This is a genomic window from Pseudoalteromonas sp. bablab_jr011, assembly GCF_016464045.1.
Classification (GTDB): Bacteria; Pseudomonadota; Gammaproteobacteria; order Enterobacterales; family Alteromonadaceae; genus Pseudoalteromonas; species Pseudoalteromonas lipolytica.
The window spans coordinates 1-21,223 of record NZ_JACDWU010000304.1; the positions used below are offsets into that span (position 1 = coordinate 1).

The following is a 21,223-nucleotide window of genomic DNA, read 5'->3' on the forward strand; positions in this document are numbered from 1 at the left end:
AGTGTTTTCGGGCTATGACGAAATTGTTGATGAAGTTTCAAAAGCATGGAATCACTTTATTTCAATACCGGAGCGAGTGATGAAGATATGTAATCGGGAATGGATAAAGTTGATTTAATCTTTATGCGGAATGGTATTAGCTGTGTTTTATGCTCTTTTTGTGCTGTCGATGATGTTGGCTGTGTTAAGGCACACCCGGTCAAAAATACAACGAGTACAGCGGGTATAAAACTGGCTTTATTTACGAAGCCCATATCAGTTAACTCCTTGGGTTACTTGAATTGGTAATGTCACTGTAAATCGACAGCCTTGCGGTTCATTATCAGCAATATTAAGTGTGCCTCTCAGCTGCTCAACCGTTTCTTTCACTATTGTGAGGCCAAGACCACTGCCCATTTCAGTTTGCTCTTTGGCATTTTTCCCCTGATAAAAGGCACCAAAAACAGCGGTCTTTTCAGAATCAGCAATGCCTTTACCGACATCACTGACCGTCACTTGAAGCTGAGTGTGTTTATAACGCGCTTCGACCGTGACAACGCCTTGTTCAGGTGAAAATTTCAAGGCATTGGAAATGAGTTGCACAAGCATCATTTCTAACAACTCGGAAGAAATATACATCGCTTTTGAGGGGAGTTCATTTACCCATATTAACGACTGATTTCGCGCAATTAAACGATGTTCAAAGTGACGCTCAATATTCGTTTTCATACTATTGAAGTTAAGCTCTGTGACACTCTCTTTACTGGTACGAATCGCGTTATAATTTAATAAGCTTTCAATCATCACTCGTAAACGCGCCATACTCTGTGTAATTAGCTCAAGGACAGCCTGCTGCTCGCTATTAATTGGGCCAACAATTTCATCAGCGAGTAAATCAGTGCCTTCAACCATGGAGGCAAGCGGTGTTTTTAATTCGTGAGTAACATGACGTAAAAAGGTGTCTTTTTGTTGCTCTAGCATATGCAGCTGCGCTTGCACCCATTCTAATTTATTACCTAACTCAACTAGCTCCGATGAGCCTCGTACAGAAATTTTCTGCTGCCAATGACCTTGACCTAGTTTATCTATTACACTTGTTAGTTCACCTAAACGGCCGCTGATCCGCCATAAAAACCCACCACTTACTAATAATGTGAGTGGAATTAATGCAATCAACCAGTTTATAAACGACGCTTGAAGCGCCTTTAATTGCTGTTGATTCTTGGTGATCCGTAATTCATTTTGATCACGTAGCCACACAGTTTGCTCTGCAATAAGTTTGCTTGCTGGGGCAAATAATTCACCATCTTGTTTTTGCTCTGCAACTAAGTGTTGCTGGGCAAAGTTGAGTACTTCTGCCAATTGCTGCCACTGCGCCACATACTCTGTCGATGGACTAAGAAAAATAAGCTCATCAATACTTTGCAGCGATGACTGCCACTTATTTTCAATTAAGGTATCGAGTGATTCACTTTTTAAAACCCAATTTTGTCTTGTTGCTCTTTCTAGGCTATTTAAATCTTGTTTTAAACTATTAAACGCCTTTGTAACTAAATAATTATCGCTGACAATTTTTTGTGTCACAGCCAATTGTTTATTCAGTGCGTTTAAAAACACGATCACAACCAACGATAAAGGCAGCAAAGACAACAAAGTGCTAAAGACAAACTGGCCAATTAAACTGGGCCGCCAATCGAGCGCATGTTTAAATTTATTCGCAACGAGACCTTGCATACTGATCCTTTTCAACGTGACAGAAGATGATTATTAGATAAATAACTTAGACACTCGCTGAATCCAGCCTATATAACAGCACTTTTTAACCAACAAATGCTTTTTTGTTGCTAATCAGCAACAATATAACTCTCTGTTTTAAAATGAATAATCCTTTAGAACCCAAAAAACGTTGCAAAAAAGACACAACTCTTTGTAAGTATTGCTGAGCAAACCACTCAGAAAAAAATTAAACCATTGATATTAAACACATTTTAAAGTTGGCATTGTTTTTGTTAATACCGTAATAAGTTATAGATTTTAGGAAACAAAATGAAAACGATGGCCTGTATTTCAATCATGCTTGCCAGCTTAGTATCAATAAGCTCATACGCGCTTGATCTCAACGAGACGTTTAATGAACTTGATAAAGACAGTAATGGCGCGCTAAGTGAGTCTGAAGCATCTGAGGACGCACTGTTACATGGCAATTTTTCTCAAATTGATAGTAATGAGGATGGCCAAATTTCATTTCCAGAGTTTCAGTCGTTTATTCTATAGGAGATTGTTATGAAACAACTTATCGCTGCCTTTTCGCTGATATTTTTGGCTATCAGTGCGACCGTTTTGGCATCTCAAATGGATGTTCGTTTTACTAAGTTTGATAGCAATGCAGACAATGCAATTTCACTTTCTGAAGCTAATGAACACCCTGAGCTAATTAAGCAATTTACTGATCTTGATACAAATAATGATCAGCGATTATCTGAACAAGAGTTTGAAAAATTCAAACCTTAACCTCTTAAAGTGCTTGCCATAATCCCAGAGGGAGCGTGTAAACGGATTTAAATTTTGGGATTTAAATTATGGCAAGCACTTTTCCCAAAAAGGATTTTACTTTCTGAGGAGTTTTATTATGAAAATTGCGACACTTGCTTCATTCACTTTAATTACTATAAGCTTCAATACCTTAGCATTAGATGTTAAGCAGCGATTTGATCATTTAGACAAAGATAAAAATGGTTATTTAAGTGTTGAAGAGCTTGCATCTCAGCCACACTTGCAAAAGCACATGGCTAAATGGGATACAGACAACGATCAGCAAATATCACTCCTTGAATTTAAGCACTACTTAACAAACAAGAGTTAAAGCAATGTCAAAATACACTTTCGCCAGTCTTATAATCTGTGGTTTATATAGCAGTATGGTTTTTGCAACAGAAAGTATTGGAGAAAAATTTAAACAACTCGATCGTAATGAAGATGGCTTCTTAAGCCGTTCTGAATCTGCACGAGACCCCGCTCTGTGGTCTCGTTTTAAAAGTTACGACAGCGATAAAGACAATAAGTTATCGTTTGCTGAATTTAATGAATATGCTAGCAAATAATGCTGAGGGTGCGAGTCACCCTTTGCACGTTTTAATTACCTAATTATTTGCAGTTTACAGCAACTCTGATACTGTTTTTATAAATCAATAAAAATAAGAATAGTATGAAACTCATTATCAGCTTACTCGCAACTGCATCGATATCTTGCTTCGCTAACACCACCGTTATTTATAACGTAAATGGTTACACACCAACCTATCAAGGTCAGACACAGCAATTTTCAACCTTAGTCTTTAAAGATGGAAAAGTTGTCAAAACAGGCGATGATTCCCTTAAGGCTAGTTTTCCTGATGCGACAACGATCGATGGTAAAAAGGCAACACTGCTGCCCGGGCTTATTGATGCACATGGTCATATAATTGGGCTTGGCAATAACTTATCACAACTGGATGTTAGAAATACCCAATCTGTCGATATGGTCGGTAAAATGTTGGCCGAATTCGCTAAAGATAAACAAGGTTGGATAATTGGCCGAGGCTGGAACCAAGAACATTGGCCTGGCGGTCAATTTCCTACGGCAGCAGATTTAGACAAATACGTAAAAGACAAGCCTGTTGTGCTGTCTCGCGTTGATGGTCATGCCGTGTGGGTCAATTCAAAAGCAATGGCGTTGGCTGGCATAACGGCGCAAACAGATACGCCCTCTGGAGGCGAAATAATTAAACTTCCTTCGGGTCAGCCATCAGGGGTGTTTATTGATAAAGCAGAAACATTAGTAACGCAACACATCCCCAAGACAGATCACGCGAGTATCAATCGCGCACTTGATAACGCTGGTAATCACCTACTCAGTTTAGGCATTACATCAGCACACGATGCAGGTATAGACTACGATACGTGGCAAGTGTATAAACAGCGTGCAGAACACAATAACCTGCCTGTTAGAATTGTTGCTATGCTCAGTGCTGGCGATCCAAAGCTCGAAACCATGCTTAAAGCTGGTCGCTATAAAGATATGAACGACATGCTCTCCATTGGCAGTGTAAAAGTCTATGCAGATGGTGCATTAGGCAGTCGAGGCGCTGCATTAATTAATGAGTACGCTGATCGCAAAAACCATCATGGCTTAATGCTCGAAACGCAAGAAAAGCTTGAACAACTATTTACCTTAAGTTTTTCACACGGCTTTAGCGCGAATACCCATGCGATTGGCGACCAAGCTAATAAAACCGTTTTAGATGCTTATGAAAATGTCTTCAAGAAATCGGGAGGCATTTTATTACGGAACCGCATTGAACACGCGCAAATTGTGTCGCCAAACGATATTCCTCGCTTTAAAGCGTTAAAAATTATTCCTTCCATGCAGCCTGTTCATGCGACTTCTGATATGCACATGGCTGAGCAACGTCTGAACGAAACACAGTTGACGGGTGCCTATGCGTGGAAAACATTTTTATCACAAGGCTCCATTATTGCGGCAGGCTCTGATTTCCCCGTTGAACTTGCTGACCCATTCGATGGCTTATACTCAGCAATTACACGCATGGACCATAACCAACTTCCTGAAGGAGGTTGGCGTCCTGAAGAGTTACTGTCACGTGATGAAGCACTAAGAGCGTTTACATTGGGAGGCGCTTACGCTGCCCATCAAGAATTTAAAGTAGGAAGTTTAGAACAAGGAAAATGGGCTGACTTTATTTTAATCAATAAAGATTATTACACGGTGCCGCTCGCTGACGTTCACGCTATAAAAGTACAGCAAACCTGGCTGGCAGGTGAGCTTAAATATACACTTGAAAACGAAAATTAAATTACTTTTTAGCGTCAACTGTCGGTTGACGCTTTAATTTTATAATATGGTAGATATTAACGAAGGTAAGCAAGCCATTGGTAAATGCCACAGGCACGGCATCAATTGCTACACCATAAAGAGTAAATGCGATACAGCCAGCTAAGTTAAACCAACGAAGCTTCATAACATCGCTCATTGTTAAAGAAGCGACCAATAATGCAGATGCTAAATAGCCTAAATATTCCCAACTCAATTGTTCTCTCCTAGGCTTTAGGTTAGCATTAGAGTTTGTCATTTTTAGACTCACTCATTGCTCACTTTGACAATGAAAATAAAAAAGCTAACTTACTAAAAACCTTGTAAAGCCTGAGAATTAACCCGACTTTAAAATCATTACACGGGAAATGAAGGTATGAGTAACGTGAACACCTTACTAGTAAGTTAGCATAAATTCTTAGAATCTTAATGCTAGCGTCATTAAGATGTAATAAATAGGACAATTGTCCGAAGAGCGGCGTTAATGTTTCAATATCATTTTTCAAGCTACCTTGTTGATCAATTACTCACTTTTGCAGGGAGTCGTTTTCAACAAGCCAAAAAAGAAGTGCTGATCCATCAAGATCAACCACTTTCCAAACTCGTATTAGTGAGAAGTGGTACCGTTTCGTTTAGTTACGATGTCGGTAATGGTCGCCGCCTTTTGCTCGGTCAACTTGACTGTAATAATACATTAATTGGTGAGATTGAAGCTCTTAACAACCTCCCTTGTATCTACACAGTAACGTGTTTCAGTGATGTTAGTTACAATCTCATTGAGCTTAAACATTGGCGCGCACTACTTTTAGAAAAACCAGAACTGAGTTTATACACAGCACAAACAATAGCCGCTAAGTTTCAAGAGAACCAAAAAATCAACCTAGACAAATTGCTATTACCCTTAAGCTATAATATTGCTAAAGATTGTTTATTAAGAGCTGAAAATAATAACCCGACACTGCTTAGAGCCTACCCAACAGTGAATGCCGAAGCAGAACGTTTTGCCACCACCGAACGTGCCTATCGACGTGTTGTGACTGAGCTTGTAGAAAAGGGCTTAGTAAAACGCAGCAATCAAGGTTTACAAGTGGTCGACATAGACAAACTGAGTGATTACGTAGACAGTTTTTCGCAGTTATAAACTTGTTACATAATCTGTTATTATACTTTACAATTACGCAGGCGAACTGAAATTAATAGTCAGCATGAGTTCAGTTGCATAAACTATAAATATTCATAGAGTTGAGCTTTTTAATAGCTGAGCTCTGTATTATAATTCGGCAAAGCGAAATGTGCCGCCCACAATGTTTGAAGGACGAGACAAAACTTTCTTATTCTATTAATGAAAGTATATATAATGTTCACTTGACGTATATATAATGTACGCTTATCCTTCAATAACAGATAACCATGTGTGGCGTATTTCGGTGCACAAACCGGTACTATTTGCTCTAATAAAAGTCTGATTACTTTACGATAAAGGAAAGAAAGGTAACGATTATGGGAAACAATGAATTTAAACTAACAAAGCTAGCGCTAGCGTTAGGTGTCACTCTAAGCTTAAGCGGTTGTTTTAGTGATAATGATAACAACACCACAGTGCCAGAGCCACCAACACCAACAGTACAAGCTCCTGTTGCTGATACGCCTGAGGCACTTACTTTTTATGTAGCGGGTAATGTAGTAGATAACGAAACAGGTGAAGTGATTCCTGCTACAATTAAGTTTTTAGAGGAAGGTGCACCTTCTACAAATGTTACTGACATTGAAGGCGAAGAACTTACTAGTGTTACAGCTGAAGACGGTGTATTTTCATTTACGCTGGCTGATGATGCTGAACTAACAGAGTTGACTGTTCTTGTTACTTCTGAAGGCTACGTTTCAAAAAGTATTGTTGTTGATTTATCAGATACATCAGAATCTTTAGACGCGATAGTACCTCTTGTAAAACTTGATGATACAAAACTTGCTATTGATTCAAGTGAAGGTGCTGCTGCAGATGGTATCTTATCGGCTGATTTAACAGCTTCTGCTGATGCGGATTCGAGCGGTGCTACTGTAACAATTCCTAAAGATGTAGAACTAAGAGATGCTAATGGCGAGTTAGTTTCAGGTACAGATGTAACATTAAATATTGTCACTGCCGATATTGATGCTGCAGCTGGTAAGGCAGCCGCGGTAGATTTAATTCCTGAAGGTTTAAATGGCTCAAGCACAACTGAAGTCGCGGTACCTGCTTCAGTTATTAACGTAGAAATGTTAGCTGGCGATACTAAAGTTAAAAACTTCTCATCTCCAGTATCTATCACATCAAAACTGCCTGCAACTTATGTAACAGCAGATGGTACAGTGATTGAAACAGGTGATACGTTCGATGTTTTCTCTTATGATGAAGACACTGGTATTTGGATAAAAGAAACAGATCCTGCAACGGTTGGAACGGCTGGTACATTAACTATGCCAACAACTTTTAGTGTTGACCACTTTTCTACAAAAGTGTTAACACAAAGTAAAGCCGTTTGTAGTGGCCCTATTGCATACAACTTTACTGGCGATGCAATTCCGGCTGTAGGCTTAAATGTTAAAATTAAGTCGGACACTATCACTAAAGAGAAAAAAATCAAGAAAACACAAGGTAACTTCTTAGGTTCAGCTGCGGTTACTAAAGCGGGTATACCTGCTGACGCAGTTGTAGATGTTACCGTTACAGATAACAACGGTAATGTTTGGGGTACTCAAAGCAACTTATCAGTTTGTAGTAACTCTATCAATATCGCACTAGATAGCCCGGTTGAAATTATTGCGGAAGATTTGAATGTAACTTATACATGTTCAAACGCTGAAGTTGATCAAGACAAGCAATTCCCGTTAACAGGTGCTCTAGTTAAGTACGCTCTTGGTAAAAAACGTTCTTCAACAGCAACTGAAACAAATGGCTCTTATGCACTTTCAGGACTTGAAAGTGGAGAAACATATGCTGTAACTATCATTCCTCGTGGCATTGAAGTAGAACCTGAAGTGACCTCAATTACAGCTGATGGCACTGCAGAATCATTTAACTTCGACCGTGACAATTGTGAACTTAAAACCGTTGAAGTAACAGGTGGCACTGGTGGTACTGGTGGTAATGGCTAATATTGTTATTTAGCTAAAATATTTAAAAACCGCGCTTTATGCGCGGTTTTTTATTACATCAATATCACCCTGCCGAAAAGAAGCTTTTGATACCACGGCTCTACCTCCTAAAAAACCCCTCAAAATTAGTATGTTAAACAACAGTTACCATGAGTTTTATTCTCTTGAACATGTGAGCATGCTAAATGTGCTTGCTGATCTTTAACATTCTAATAGTGCCCTAAAATAATTCGGTAAGATTGAGGTTTCAGAGCGGTGCTGTATACACCCTAAAAAGACAAGAGATAAATTAAATACATTCCCGAAGCACTAACTTTTTATTCTCATCAACAACAACGAATAGCAGCTGGGACTAGTAGCAAACAAGGCTAAATAACAAAAAGCGATCTTCAACAAGCACTATCAAATGATACTAATTCGCTTAATTAAGTAAGAAATTTTGAGGCGATAAAACTTCGTTGATAATAAAGCAAAATTTCGGTATTTAGTTGTTCTCAGCAATTGCTCCTGCATTGTTCTACCTCCTGCTTCGATGCAGCCGTAAATAAGAAATTTTTAGCCCGGTAGTGACCTGTTTAATCTCTCAAAATGATTAAGTATTATTGCGAATTGGTGTGAGAACTGAATACAAAAAAGACCCTAAACAGGGCCTTTTTCATACATTTTTAAAAAACTTACTTTTTGAGCAGTAAATCGTGGATATTGGCTAAATCCGATTTACCTTCAATAATTTCATCCGGTGTTAAGCCTGAAAGCTCGTGAGGGAACACCAGCCACTCGTCAGACTCATGAATATAATAATCTGGCACCATGTCTACCTTTGAGTTTTTAGGCTTGTAGTAGGGGCAAGCAACGCGAATATCGCGTGGTAAGTTTAAGCGCATTAATTCAGATAACTTTTCTTTTAATGCAAAAATACTGCGGCCAGAATCAAAAACATCATCCACAATAAGCAAAGAGTCACCCGCATTTGCATTTTCAATAATATAATGCAGGCCGTGTACTTTAATTTCTTTCGATTGCTGATTGATACCGTAATACGATGATGTACGAACAGCAATGTGGTCTGTCTCTATGCCTTTGTAATCGTAGTATTCTTGTACTGCAATACCAATTGGAGCGCCACCACGCCAAATACCAATGATGAAATCAGGACGAAAACCATCGTCATAAACTTGTGCCGCAACACGAAATGAATCTTCGAGAAGCTGCTGCGCAGTGATATAGCACTTATCTGACATAAATAGAAACCCCAGTGTGAATTGATCATCCAAGTGTAGTTAATGAAATATAAACTAACCACTTGATGAGAAAATGTGGGGCGAGATTTTATACTATATTGTGCGAAAAATCTTGTATCCGTTTGTAAAATTACCAAAAACGAAAAACGCCCATAATCGGGCGTTTTTACTTATTTAGTTAGCAAACTGGTTATTACGCTTTCTCTAATAACGTTCTTGCTACTGTGCGCATCCCTTGGGTTGTTGCACCTGCAGCCCACTCGCTTGTGCTACCCATATTAAATGCTGCTGCAAGGTCAATATGAACCCATCCCTTGCCATCATTTGGCACAAAGCGAGATAAGAAACCAGCCGCATTCGATGCACCACCATAGCCACCGCCTTTTTGTGGGCGGCTGTTTGCTGTATCAGCATATGGTGAAGGGCAATTTTGTTGATGCCACTTCTCAAGCGGTAATGGCCAAGCGCCTTCCATTTCTTGCTCTGCAAAGTCTTGCACTTCACGGACAAATTCTTTATCAAGGCCAAATAGTGCGTTGTACTCTTGACCAACAGCCACCAGTGCAGCACCGGTTAGCGTTGCTGCATCAATAATTAATGGCGCACCGGTTTCACCCGCAGCCATTAAGCCATCAGCAAGCACTAGACGGCCTTCTGCATCGGTATTAACAATTTCAACTGTGGTGCCATTTTTATAGGTAAGAATATCACCTAGTTTATATGCATGGCCTGAAATTAAGTTTTCAGCACAACATAGGAATAATTTAATGCGCTTATTAACGCCACGGTTAATCGCAAGTGCTAAACCAGCCGTTACGGTTGCTGCACCGCCCATGTCACACTTCATGCCTAGCATGCCTTCACTTGGCTTAATAGAGTAACCGCCAGAGTCAAATGTAATACCTTTACCAACTAGCGCAGCGGCCACTGGCGCCGTTTCGTCACCCGTAGGGTTATAGTCTAGCTCAAGTAGTACAGGTGGGCGCTCACTACCACGACCAACCGCATGAATACCAATCCATTGCTGCTCAAGTAATGCATCCCCTTTAATAATTTGATAGCTAACATGCTCAGGCGCTAATGACTGAATAAACTCAGCCGCTTTACCAGCAAGGCTTTCAGGGAAAATATCATCAGCGGTCCCATTGATCATTTGACGAGCCCAAGTCGCTGCTTGCGTTAAAGAAGCCAGCTCTTTGCTGTCTGTTTTTGCATTCTCGGCAAATTCAACTGCGTCTAAATTCTTTGGTGAAACAAAGCCTTGGTAAAAAGCCCACTGTGTTTCTGTGCACCAAACATCACCCGTTAGCGCAATATTTTTTAAACCTTGATTCGCTAACGTACGCGCTGCTTTCTGAACGTTTTTAAGTGTATCTTGTTCAGTTAAATGAATAGTTGCGCCTTGTTCAGTAAAAGAAAGAGAGGCTTTATCACCCCAATGTGCGGCAGCAGCCTGCTCGCTTAGTTGAACTAAAAATTTTTCCGACATGTTAGAATACTCTTTTTGCGCTAAAAATTGTTCACTGAGTTTACTACAGGCTACGTCAGTTCCCAACCGCTTGCGATAAATAACGCCTTAAATGACAACCAAGGTGCACTCTGCTTGGTTATTCACTTACAATATAGAAAAGCTCAAATAAAAACAAAATAATGAAATTTAATCCTCCATTACAATCAGCCACTTTATTAAAGCGCTATAAGCGATTTTTGGCTGATTTAGTCACGCAAGATAATCAACAATTTACAGCACATTGCGCCAATACAGGCAAAATGACAGGCTGTGCCGAGCCAGGTTTTAACGCGTTTTACTCAACCAGTGATAACCCAAAACGTAAATACCCGCAATCGTTACAACTCACCCAAAATCAACATGGGCATTTAATTTGTGTTAATACTGCAGTTGCTAATCAAGTCGTTCAAGAAGCTCTCGAAAATCATCTTATCAAGCAGCTTGATGGCTACGATACACTGCAAGCTGAAGTGAAATACGGTCAAGAGAATAGCCGCATCGATTTTTTATTAACGGCTGAAAACACCGCTCATTGCTATGTTGAGGTTAAGTCAGTGACCTTGCTATCAGAGGAAAAGCCAGAAACTGGTCAAGGTTACTTTCCCGATGCTAAAACAGTGCGAGGACAAAAACACCTGCGCGAGTTAATAGAAATGGTGCAACAGGGGCACCGAGCTGTTTTGTTTTTTGCTGTATTACATCAAGGAATTAATACAGTCAGTGGCGCATCACATATAGATGCTAAATACAGCGAACTATTAGTACACGCCGTTGACTGTGGTGTAGAAGTATATGCTTATAAAGCAGAGATTTCAGCCAGTCACATTGTACTGGCTGAAGAAGTGCCGTTTATTGCTTAGTCATTGAGATATCAATTTCATCGATCAGATTTTGTTCTATATCTGCTTCTTTGTAGTATAACGGTCTGAGTTTTGCTGTTTGAGAATAATAACGGCTTTGATCATCAAAGTGCTCTGAACGTGAATCAGAGCTCTGTGACATGGTTAATAATCCTTTAGCAACCGGTCCATCCTCAGTAAAATTCATCACAAACATCCAGCTTGAACCATAGTTCACAGGGTAGCCTTGCGCTGATAAATTTGACGCTAAAGGTTGGCCTGTAACTGCATCCGGTAATGTTTGATAATCAGCATAAGGTATCAGAGTAGAGCGTGTTAAATTACTTCTATCGTATCTGAAAACATTAAAGCCTCCCTCAACATGCATCGGCCCAGCCCATGGAAGCTGCTCACCTGAAGCATGCCCTCCGGCCAGTGATTTTTCTACGAACTGAAGCTCAGCTAAAGTACTTGTTAATGGCACCCCATTCGCCTGCACATTTAACATAGCGTGCGCCAGCGCTTTTAATGCAACTTTATCTTGGCGTAGAGTATGAGGCGTATTAGCCGGGTCTGTAACATCAAAGTTGTTATATAAGTGTGCTGAAGGATTAAATAGATGCGCAAACTCACGGATCAATGCAGCACCTTCTGTATCTAAGTTCATAGCACCATTCCAGTTAGCAACGATATCGCAGGCAGGACTAATATCCACGTCAATACCCGCTGAAACTTGCACCGGTGTATTTCCTTGGGCAATACATTGTGAGGCTAAATCGGTAAACACCAGTTCACCTAAGTAGATGCGATTGCCAATTAATGCCTGTTCTAATTCATCAAGTGTAAATTTACCGTCTTCTCCCCCGCCTTCTTGCAATAACTTCAGACCCATTCGTGTTCTTAGTGATAAAGGCTTATGTACATCACCATACTGCGCAGCAAAACCAAGTAAAGGCTGTTTTAAGTTTGTCACCCAATAACTATCATTCGAGTTTTGTACATAGTCTGTCCGCGTAAGCTGGGGTGCTTCAGAAAAAGGCACTTTACCTTGGCTTTCAAAAAGCTTCATGTTGCCAGGCACCAAATCAAAGCCCGTTGATTCCCTCAAAGCAACGAGCTCAGGCTGCAAACGAATTGCTAGGTTAGCAGTGTCATCTAATTTAAGCACTGTGCTGTCATCAACGTAAAAAACAGTGCCCGTTTTATCTGTTGCCATCGTATTGTTGAACGACACCCCATCAAACTGAGCGAATGACGCTTTCATATCATCAAGACTCACGGCTTGGTTGAGTGCTGACCACTGCGCTACAACATCCATATTAAATTCATTGGCATCTTTTATGGTAAATGCTTGAGTGTCATTCCAGCCTAACCCTCTTTCAGCAGGCGTTTCTAGCATCAAACCATGGTGGCTGTAATAAAATGGTTTTGTAAGCTCAATCGTTGTGTTTGGCCCCACAGCAACCTCCACCGTTACCATTTTACTGGTAATAGTGTGTTGCTCACCCTCAACACCATAACTCATGCGATCATTTTCATTTAATGCGAGCTGATAAATTAAAAAGTGACGTGCCGTCGAGAAGGTGTGCGTCCAGGCCACATGTTCATTAAAACCTATATTAATAACACCAGGCATGCCTTGCAGGCTCCCACCCATCACATTCATGGCACCAGGGACTGTTAAGTGTGACTGCCAAAAACGCAAATTTCCTTCATGAGGAAAATGTGGATTTGCTAATAATCCGCCCTGACCGTTGGCCATCATCTCTTTACCCAGCCCCCAGCCATTTGAGCCCAAGTGCTCAAATTTCTTCTCTAACTTAAATTGCTTTGCTTGCTGATTTATATTTTTAACAAGGCTCGAAACGGCACTCGGTTCACTACCACTTGGCACAGGCAAATACTCATCACCATCACCTGGGTTTGCAAAAAATGCTAATTCTAAAAAGTTAGCTGAGCTTGCAAGTTGCACTGTCGCCATTGAATAAGCCAGCATATCTTGAGCCGTTAAGCTAATAACCCAAGGCTGAGATGCACATTCAGGCGCTAAATTTTCAGCCCCCGTATCAGTCACATATTTATTGAAGCCCTGCACAAACCCTTCAAAATGAGCACGACTTGTTTCATCTAATTCAGCATAATGTTCCGCCGCATACTCATTTACACCTAGAGCTTTATAACCAAAATCAGAGATTAAGTGTTTTGAATCGCCACTCCCCGCAACTTGATCAGGGCCATAGTATTTAGCACGCTCGCCGCGGGTTTTAATTATTTGATCCATTAATAAACACGCATGATCTTTTGCATAAGCATAGCCACTGCCAAATGCCAAGCTTTCAAGGTTTGATGCTGTAATATGTGGGACGCCATAACTTGTCCAACGAATATTGGCATCAAGCGTCTTGTTATCTGCAAAAGTAGGTATTGCGACCTTTACAACATCTTCAGGTTCGGGTGTTGTCGTAACGGGGGGCTCAACGGTTTTGTTATCGTTATCTGAGTTACAACCTACAGCAAGAAATGCGGCTGCAATGCTGAACATTATTGGATGAAGTTTCATTGTGCTTCCTTTATTATGAGTATTATATCCATCAACCAGCTTGCCTTAATTAAAAGACTAAATCTTGACCCTCCACGCAAAATATTGACTTTGCGCGCCTAGTCATGCAGCTTAACTGTTGCTAATAATAATAAAAAATGAACGACTATGTTTTATGTCAATAGCCAAATCATTCGCTCCTTGGTCTATTTCTTACAAAAACAAGGGCTTGAAAAAGAACAGCTGCATGCATTACTTGCTGAGCGCCGCTGTTATCTCAATGAAACTAGCTACCGATTTCCTGTATCAGATTACGAATCGTTAATGCATTATGCTGACACCCAGCTTAAGCAAGAGCATATAGGCCTTTTGTTTGGTCAATCACTCAAAGCACAAAACTGGGGGCTATTGGGGCATGTCGCCTTGGTGAGTCAAAATCTTGAGAAAGCGCTGCAGCATGCGCAAAGATTAAATTCACTGGTAAGAAACATTGGTCGAATAGAGCTGAGAAAAGTGCAGCAGCAATGCCAACTGAGCTGGCATGCACGAAGCCCAATACGACATTACATGGTAGATGAACTGTTTAGTAGTTGGTTATCGTTTGCAAACCACTGCTGCCAGCAGAACGCTGAACTTGCGCTTGAAAAAGTAACCCTTACCAGACCCATTCCGAGCACTGCGAGTGTGCACATTTATCAGCATACTTTTAACTGCCCTATCGAATTTGGTGCCAAATCCAACAGCCTTATTTTTAATGAAAAACTACTTAATAGCCGTTTACACTCGCCAAACCCAGAGCTTGAACAACTCTTGTTATCGCAAGCGGGAGATTTAACGCCGTATGCAGATCATATTAATGAATTAAATGCCTTTATTGCCTGCCAATTCCCTGTTATTCCAAGTGTTGAGCAAGCCGCATTACAATTAGGCTTAAAGAAACGCAGCTTGCAGCGCTACCTCACTGGGCAGCAACTAAGCTTCACAAAGTTAATTGATCAGCAAAGAAAACAACACGCAAAACGCATGTTACTGCAAGGCTATTCAGTGCTTGAGATCAGCAATAAACTGGGATTTTCAGAGCAGAGTGCTTTACAACGCGCATTTAAACGCTGGTACGACACAACCCCCAAAAAGTTTCTCAATGAACACATGTTTTAAGTTGTAATATGATTTTTTGCCCATATAACTTAGCAAATTAAAAATTGCACGGGCCGTGTAAACGAATAAAACCGCCCATTCTTATTTTTAAAGTCGATAAGTTGGGGCATACAGGATTAATTAAAAAATAAATTTGCCTCAAACAGAAGATTCTGCTATTTATAGCCGCCGGCTAATGCTGGGCAAAATATTAAGGATTTAGGAGAAAGTTATGCCAGACCAGAAAAGACTAGGGTTATTGGCTCAGGCCGGGTTAGAGCCGTATCAGGAACAGCCGGGTGAAGAGTATATGAATGATGCACAACGTGCTCATTTTAAAACAATTTTAGAAGCTTGGCGTAACGATTTACGTAACGAAGTAGACCGTACTAAATCGCACATGCAAGATGAAGCAGCTAACTTTCCAGATCCAGTAGACCGTGCAGCACAAGAAGAAGAGTTCTCTTTAGAGCTTCGCACTCGTGACCGCGAACGTAAACTGATCAAGAAAATTGAAAAAACAATTCAATTAATCAAAGATGATGACTTTGGTTATTGTGAATCATGTGGTATCGAAATTGGTATCCGCCGCTTAGAAGCGCGTCCAACAGCTGATTTATGTGTTGACTGTAAAACGCTTGCGGAAATTAAAGAAAAACAATCAGGACGCGGTTAATTACATACATTAATTAACCTATGTCTACCACAGCCGTTAATGCGCCTATGCGCACATACAGGGGCCGTTTTGCGCCATCACCTTCTGGGCCATTGCACTTTGGCTCATTAATAGCGGCTGTGGGCAGCTTCCTTGATGCAAAATCAAATCAAGGTAAGTGGCTAGTCAGAATAGAAGACATTGACACAACCCGTGTTGTACCCGGCGCAAGCGATGACATATTACGCACTCTAGAAGCGTATGGGCTGCACTGGGACGAAGGCGTTATCTACCAAACTAAACGCCATACTGAATACCAAGCCGTTGTTGACGCACTCATTGCAAAGAACCTTGTCTACGCCTGTCATTGCACCCGTAAAGAAATCAAAGCAATGGGCGGAATATACCAAGGGTATTGCAAATCAAAACATCACCCATTAAACGATTCTGCACTGCGCTTAACTCAGCAATTTGCGACGAGTGAATATCATGACCTTATTCAAGGTCAGGTGAATATTGACAGCCGACTTGCTAAAGAAGACTACCTTATAAAACGAAGTGATGGCTTATTTGCTTATCAGCTGGTTGTCGTCGTCGATGATATTGCACAAGGAATAAGCCACGTGGTGCGTGGAGCCGATTTACTCGAGCCAACAGCAAGACAACTCAGCTTATTTAAGCAACTAGGGCAACCAGCACCTAACTACGCGCATCTACCATTGGCTGTTGCAAAGCCCGGTTTTAAATTATCAAAACAAAACTACGCACCGGCCATATCAAAACGAGCGCCAAAACCAGCATTATTTGATGCGTTTCGTTTTTTAGGTTTAAACCCAGAGCCTGCTCTATTGTCTTCAACAGTCGAAGAAATGCTTAATTGGGCAATCTCAGCCTACCGTATTGAAAACATCCCAACAGCGCTAGAAATACAAGTTAGTGAGAATCCACACGCCACTTTTTGTGATTTTCAAGTCATTACAAAATAAATTGCCAATTTTAAAGGCAGAGTAACTTAATTTTTGAGCCACGCTGGTATATGATAGCGACCCAAAGTGTGCGAATCATTAACACCATACTGTAGCGTCATATAAAACACACATTTACTGACTCAATCTCATATCGACGAAGTGAAAAAACACACGCTATACTTGATGAGTCGCAAAGTCCGCGTCGTAGGAGACAGATTATTATTTCCAAGCTTTTTCAATTTTGTCGGCAAATTATCGGCCCAAATGCCTCGACTTCAACAAATGCCGCACAAACGAGCGAGTTACCTTTGGTGATCGAGCGCAGTGAACATGGTATTTCACGCAAACAATTTAGCCCAAATGCAATCAAAGTATTATACCGCCTCAAAGAAGGTGGCTACGATGCTTACTTAGTCGGTGGTTGTATTCGAGATATATTGTTAGGCCAACAACCTAAAGACTTTGACGTAGTTACAAATGCGACGCCAGAACAAATCAAAAAACTATTTCGTAACTGTCGCCTAATTGGTCGTCGCTTTCGTTTAGCGCACATTGTGTTTGGCCGTGAAATAATTGAAGTTGCTACGATGCGCGGCCATCATGAAGCCGACGAAGAAAAAAACCACGTTAGCCAATCAAGCGAACATGGGCAACTGCTGCGAGATAATGTGTACGGTAGTATTGAAGAAGACGCCGAGCGTCGAGATTTCTCAATTAATGCGCTGTATTATTCAATTAATGATTTTTGCATCTATGACTACGCCAACGGTATTAGTGCAATAAAAGCCAAACAGGTTGAATTAATTGGCGATCCAGAAACCCGCTACCGTGAAGACCCTGTACGTATGCTGCGTGCAGTCCGTTTTGCAACAAAGTTAGGCATGACCATTGCGCCTTCGACAGAAAAGCCAATGAAAGAGCTTGCAAGCTTATTAGACCACATTCCTCCTGCACGTCTATTTGAAGAGTCACTCAAGCTGTTTTTAAATGGTAAAGCAGAAGAAAACTATATCATGTTGCGTCAGTATGGCCTTTTCAAAGCCCTATTCCCTGCCCTTGATAAAATTTTGAATGCTAACCCAGATGGACTCGAGCACGCATTTATTCTGCAAATGTTTAAAAACACAGATAAACGTATCAATGCAGAGAAAAAAGTAACCCCTGCGTTTATATTCGCTGCACTATTGTGGTTCCCATTATTAGACATCGCTAAAAAATTACAGCAACGTGACCAACTTTCTGAGTTTGATGCATTTGCACAAGCGATGAATAAGGTACTCAGTGAAAGCGCACAACATGTTGCCGTACCTAAACGGTTCACTTTAGGCGCTAGAGATATCTGGCATATTCAACAACGCCTTGATAAACGCGGTGGTCAACGCGCATACCGGTTAACGCAACAGCCTCGTTTTAAAGCTGCCTACGACTTTTTACTATTACGTGTTCAAGCTGGTGAGCAGCAACATCAAGAACTTGCTACGTGGTGGACGGCGTATTTAAGCCAAGATATAAATGGCCAAAAAGAGATGGTTAAGGCACTTGGCCATCAAGGTGGTCCTAAACGCCGCCGTCGACCTCGTAAGAAAAAAGCAGAATAAACATGAACATAGTGTATTTAGGGTTAGGCGCAAATTTAAATGCGCCACGTACACAAATTCGTAATGCTATTGCAGCATTACAAGGGCTACCAGAAATTGAGCTGGTTTGCGTATCGCATGATTACGCAAGTAAGCCAATGGGGCCACAAGATCAACCCGACTATGTCAATGCGGTTGCGTGTATTAAAACGGCTCTGCAACCAGAGCAACTACTCGATTTAACCCAAGCAGTAGAACGTGATCATGGCCGTGTACGTAAAGAAGAACGTTGGGGACCTCGCACCCTTGATATTGATATTCTATTATTTGGTGACCAAGTGATCGACACGCCTCGCCTCACCGTGCCTCATTATGGCCTCGTTGAGAGAGAGTTTGTTGTTTATCCTTTATTAGAGATAGCCCCTTCTCTTGTTTTACCGAATAACCAATCACTTGCTGATATAACAAAAACGTTGCCTTTAAACGATTTACAAAAACTCCCTCAGCAGTAATCAACCTAGGCGAAGCCTTAGAGGAAATTATGTCTAAAATCACCGTTTCAACTCTTAATAAAATGAAACACGAAAAACAAAAAATTACCGCGCTTACAGCTTACGATGCCAGCTTTGCAAAATTGTTTCATGATAATGGCGTCGAAGTGATTTTAGTCGGTGACTCACTGGGCATGGTTTTACAAGGTGGTGATGACACATTAGCAGTAACGAACAGCGAGATTGCTTACCATACACGGTGTGTCCGCGCCGGTAGCCGCGAGCTATTCATCATCGCTGACTTACCTTTTATGACCTACTCAAACCCTGCCGATGCGTGTAAAAATGCAGCCGAGTTAATGCGTGCTGGCGCCAACATGATCAAACTTGAAGGTGGCGAGTGGTTACACGACAGCATCCGCGCAATGACGCAACAAGGTATACCTGTGTGTGGTCATTTAGGTTTAACACCTCAGTCTGTGCACGTATTTGGCGGCTTTAAAATTCAAGGCCGCGAACAATCACAAGCTGATAAAATGCTTAGCGATGCTAAAGCGCTTGAAGCTGCAGGTGCACAATTATTGGTATTAGAGTGTATTCCTAGTGAATTGGCTAAGCGTATTACCGATGAATTAACTATCCCGACAATCGGAATTGGTGCTGGCAATCAAACCGACGGACAAATTTTAGTTATGCACGACCTCGTCGGCATTTCAGCTGGTTATATCCCTAAGTTTTCAAAAAACTTTTTACTTGAAACAGGGAATATGCCAGCAGCCGTGCAAAAGTATTGTGAAGATGTAAAAAGTGGTGCTTTCCCTAGTACCGAACATGAGTTTAAATAATGCAATCAATCACTGAAATTAAATCGTTACGTAGTCAAATCAAAGCTTGGCGTCAAGCTGGACTTAGCATTGCACTCGTCCCAACCATGGGCAACTTGCACCAAGGGCATTTTTCATTAGTTGAAAAAGCAAAAACGTTAGCCGATAAAGTCGTCGTCAGTATTTTTGTTAATCCTATGCAATTTGGCGCCAATGAGGATCTCGACAACTACCCGCGCACGCTCAACGAAGATAAACAAGGCCTAGCAGAACTTGAAACTGACATCGTGTTTACGCCGTCAGTTGAAACCATCTATCCAAATGGCCTTGGTGAACAAAGCTTTGTTGATGTACCTGGCGTGTCGATGGGTTATTGTGGTGGTTCACGTCCCGGCCATTTTAAAGGTGTCGCTACCGTTGTGACTAAGTTATTCAATCTTGTGCAACCTGACTTTGCCTGTTTTGGTGAAAAAGATTTTCAGCAACTGCAAGTGATTAAAACCATGACACGCGATCTCTCTATCCCTGTCGAGATTGTCGGTGTACCTACGTGCCGTGAAATATCAGGCCTTGCTATGAGCTCACGTAATGGCTATTTGTCTGATGAGCAAAAAGACACCGCAAAAGTATTATTTGCAACCCTTAACGAGACGGCTGAGCAGCTAAAACAAGGCCAAACGAATTTCGCTGAATTAGAAGCTAAAGCCAAAGAAACGCTTGAAGCCGCAGGCCTAAAACCTGATTATTACTCGATTGCCGAGCGTTCAACGCTAAAAGCTGCATCAGCAGCGGATAAACAACTGGTTATTTTAGCCGCAGCCTTCTTAGGATCGGTTCGTTTAATTGATAATTTGCAAGTTACGCTGGATTAAGTTTCAACAATCTGGGTAAGATGGATTTAAAAGAATAGCCATAAACTAGGGATAAGCATGAAAAAATTACCAGCTCTTGCAGCATCATTGTTTGCATTCACCTTGTTAGCAGCTTGCTCAAGCAAGATTGATAACCCAGAAATGCAACAATGTGCCCAACAAAACTATCAATGCGAAGCCAGCTGCGAACAGCAAAGCACCGCAGATGGCTTAGTTCATAAAGTCTGTAGTAACAAGTGCATCGAAGCTTACAATCAATGTAAAGCGAATGCAGAAAAGTTAGGCGAAGTTAAATAAATTTGCCTTTCTGAGGCACTGAATTATATCAATTTACTTAATTAAACATTCTATTTTGAGTGTTATTGCGAATTGGTATGTGTCAGTTCAGTGCCTGCACCTTCCTTCTCGATTACAATTTCACTTTTTCAATTAAGCCTCTGCTAATTTTGTTCATATTTTTGTTCATCCTTTAAGCTATTCATATTAGGGCAAGCTTTCGTTCATTAAACTTCTCCATATTGGTGACGAATTAACAACTGCTACCGTGTAATTGTTTCTCACTAATTTCAAAATTTACTCTTCGCAT

Annotated in this window: 21 protein-coding genes; 16 read left to right on the forward strand and 5 right to left on the reverse strand. The window is 41.0% G+C overall.

All coding sequences use genetic code 11. The features are described from left to right. Positions 1–255: 255 nt before the first annotated feature. On the reverse strand, positions 256–1,713 hold the full coding sequence (locus JIG41_RS19535; RefSeq protein WP_036970681.1) for a HAMP domain-containing sensor histidine kinase: 1,458 nt from the start codon (positions 1,711–1,713) through the stop codon (positions 256–258). 312 nt (positions 1,714–2,025) lie between these two features. Here JIG41_RS19535 and JIG41_RS19540 point away from each other — a divergent pair, with 312 nt between their 5' ends. The 5 genes from JIG41_RS19540 to JIG41_RS19560 all read left to right on the forward strand — a co-directional run bounded on the left by JIG41_RS19540 (position 2,026) and on the right by JIG41_RS19560 (position 4,831). Beyond that, the gene (locus tag JIG41_RS19540; protein WP_118844038.1) at positions 2,026–2,253 is read left to right on the forward strand and encodes an EF-hand domain-containing protein; all 228 of its coding nucleotides are present in this window, start codon (positions 2,026–2,028) and stop codon (positions 2,251–2,253) included. A gap of 9 nt (positions 2,254–2,262) precedes the next feature. Then, positions 2,263–2,490, forward strand: a complete 228-nt coding sequence (locus tag JIG41_RS19545; RefSeq protein WP_065978056.1) for a hypothetical protein — start codon at positions 2,263–2,265, stop codon at positions 2,488–2,490. Between the two features lie 118 nt (positions 2,491–2,608). Continuing rightward, a complete protein-coding gene (locus JIG41_RS19550) occupies positions 2,609–2,842 on the forward strand; it encodes an EF-hand domain-containing protein (protein ID WP_036970689.1) in 234 nt (77 codons plus the stop codon). A 4-nt stretch (positions 2,843–2,846) separates the two neighbouring features. Continuing rightward, positions 2,847–3,080, forward strand: coding sequence for an EF-hand domain-containing protein (locus JIG41_RS19555; RefSeq protein WP_065978055.1), 234 nt, complete (start codon positions 2,847–2,849; stop codon positions 3,078–3,080). Between the two features lie 104 nt (positions 3,081–3,184). Beyond that, the gene (locus JIG41_RS19560; RefSeq protein ID WP_118844037.1) at positions 3,185–4,831 is read left to right on the forward strand and encodes an amidohydrolase; all 1,647 of its coding nucleotides are present in this window, start codon (positions 3,185–3,187) and stop codon (positions 4,829–4,831) included. Position 4,832: 1 nt separating this feature from the next. Here the strand turns inward: JIG41_RS19560 and JIG41_RS19565 are convergent, their stop codons facing one another. After that, on the reverse strand, positions 4,833–5,066 hold the full coding sequence (locus JIG41_RS19565) for a YgjV family protein (RefSeq protein WP_036970694.1): 234 nt from the start codon (positions 5,064–5,066) through the stop codon (positions 4,833–4,835). Positions 5,067–5,333: 267 nt separating this feature from the next. On the opposite strand from JIG41_RS19565, the gene JIG41_RS19570 reads away from it, so the two are divergent. Both JIG41_RS19570 and JIG41_RS19575 read left to right on the forward strand, forming a co-directional pair. Beyond that, positions 5,334–5,990, forward strand: coding sequence for a Crp/Fnr family transcriptional regulator (locus JIG41_RS19570; protein ID WP_036970695.1), 657 nt, complete (start codon positions 5,334–5,336; stop codon positions 5,988–5,990). Between the two features lie 359 nt (positions 5,991–6,349). Continuing rightward, positions 6,350–7,984, forward strand: a complete 1,635-nt coding sequence (locus JIG41_RS19575; protein WP_199525317.1) for a hypothetical protein — start codon at positions 6,350–6,352, stop codon at positions 7,982–7,984. A gap of 674 nt (positions 7,985–8,658) precedes the next feature. On the opposite strand, the gene JIG41_RS19580 is transcribed toward JIG41_RS19575, so the two are convergent. Together JIG41_RS19580 and pepB are read right to left on the reverse strand one after the other, a co-directional pair. Then, positions 8,659–9,225 carry a phosphoribosyltransferase gene (locus JIG41_RS19580; RefSeq protein ID WP_036970696.1) on the reverse strand — a complete coding sequence of 189 codons (567 nt, stop codon included), beginning with the start codon at positions 9,223–9,225 and terminating at the stop codon, positions 8,659–8,661. Positions 9,226–9,418: 193 nt separating this feature from the next. Further along, a complete protein-coding gene (gene pepB, locus JIG41_RS19585) occupies positions 9,419–10,714 on the reverse strand; it encodes an aminopeptidase PepB (protein ID WP_036971743.1) in 1,296 nt (431 codons plus the stop codon). Positions 10,715–10,875: 161 nt separating this feature from the next. Here pepB and sfsA point away from each other — a divergent pair, with 161 nt between their 5' ends. Beyond that, positions 10,876–11,595 (forward strand): DNA/RNA nuclease SfsA, encoded by a 720-nt coding sequence (gene sfsA, locus JIG41_RS19590; RefSeq protein ID WP_199525318.1) that lies wholly within the window; start codon positions 10,876–10,878, stop codon positions 11,593–11,595. Here sfsA and JIG41_RS19595 read toward each other — a convergent pair. After that, on the reverse strand, positions 11,585–14,134 hold the full coding sequence (locus tag JIG41_RS19595; protein WP_118844034.1) for a penicillin acylase family protein: 2,550 nt from the start codon (positions 14,132–14,134) through the stop codon (positions 11,585–11,587). The genes sfsA and JIG41_RS19595 overlap by 11 nt on opposite strands. Positions 14,135–14,281: 147 nt before the next feature. Here JIG41_RS19595 and JIG41_RS19600 point away from each other — a divergent pair, with 147 nt between their 5' ends. The 8 genes from JIG41_RS19600 (at position 14,282) to JIG41_RS19635 (ending at position 20,934) form a co-directional block, all read left to right on the forward strand. After that, positions 14,282–15,271, forward strand: a complete 990-nt coding sequence (locus JIG41_RS19600; RefSeq protein ID WP_036970703.1) for an AraC family transcriptional regulator — start codon at positions 14,282–14,284, stop codon at positions 15,269–15,271. A 211-nt stretch (positions 15,272–15,482) separates the two neighbouring features. Further along, a complete protein-coding gene (dksA, locus tag JIG41_RS19605) occupies positions 15,483–15,926 on the forward strand; it encodes an RNA polymerase-binding protein DksA (RefSeq protein ID WP_036970706.1) in 444 nt (147 codons plus the stop codon). A 20-nt stretch (positions 15,927–15,946) separates the two neighbouring features. Continuing rightward, the gene (gene gluQRS, locus JIG41_RS19610; RefSeq protein ID WP_118844033.1) at positions 15,947–16,891 is read left to right on the forward strand and encodes a tRNA glutamyl-Q(34) synthetase GluQRS; all 945 of its coding nucleotides are present in this window, start codon (positions 15,947–15,949) and stop codon (positions 16,889–16,891) included. 293 nt (positions 16,892–17,184) lie between these two features. After that, positions 17,185–18,471 carry a polynucleotide adenylyltransferase PcnB gene (pcnB, locus tag JIG41_RS19615; protein ID WP_118844032.1) on the forward strand — a complete coding sequence of 429 codons (1,287 nt, stop codon included), beginning with the start codon at positions 17,185–17,187 and terminating at the stop codon, positions 18,469–18,471. A 2-nt stretch (positions 18,472–18,473) separates the two neighbouring features. Next, positions 18,474–18,962 (forward strand): 2-amino-4-hydroxy-6-hydroxymethyldihydropteridine diphosphokinase, encoded by a 489-nt coding sequence (folK, locus tag JIG41_RS19620; protein WP_036970716.1) that lies wholly within the window; start codon positions 18,474–18,476, stop codon positions 18,960–18,962. 29 nt (positions 18,963–18,991) lie between these two features. Continuing rightward, the gene (gene panB, locus JIG41_RS19625) at positions 18,992–19,786 is read left to right on the forward strand and encodes a 3-methyl-2-oxobutanoate hydroxymethyltransferase (protein WP_036970718.1); all 795 of its coding nucleotides are present in this window, start codon (positions 18,992–18,994) and stop codon (positions 19,784–19,786) included. Beyond that, positions 19,786–20,637 carry a pantoate--beta-alanine ligase gene (gene panC, locus JIG41_RS19630; RefSeq protein WP_199525319.1) on the forward strand — a complete coding sequence of 284 codons (852 nt, stop codon included), beginning with the start codon at positions 19,786–19,788 and terminating at the stop codon, positions 20,635–20,637. The genes panB and panC overlap by 1 nt, the downstream gene beginning before the upstream one ends. Positions 20,638–20,694: 57 nt before the next feature. Beyond that, positions 20,695–20,934: a hypothetical protein gene (locus JIG41_RS19635; protein ID WP_065978048.1), complete on the forward strand. Its 240-nt coding sequence runs from the start codon at positions 20,695–20,697 to the stop codon at positions 20,932–20,934. The last annotated feature ends 289 nt before the right edge of the window (positions 20,935–21,223 follow it).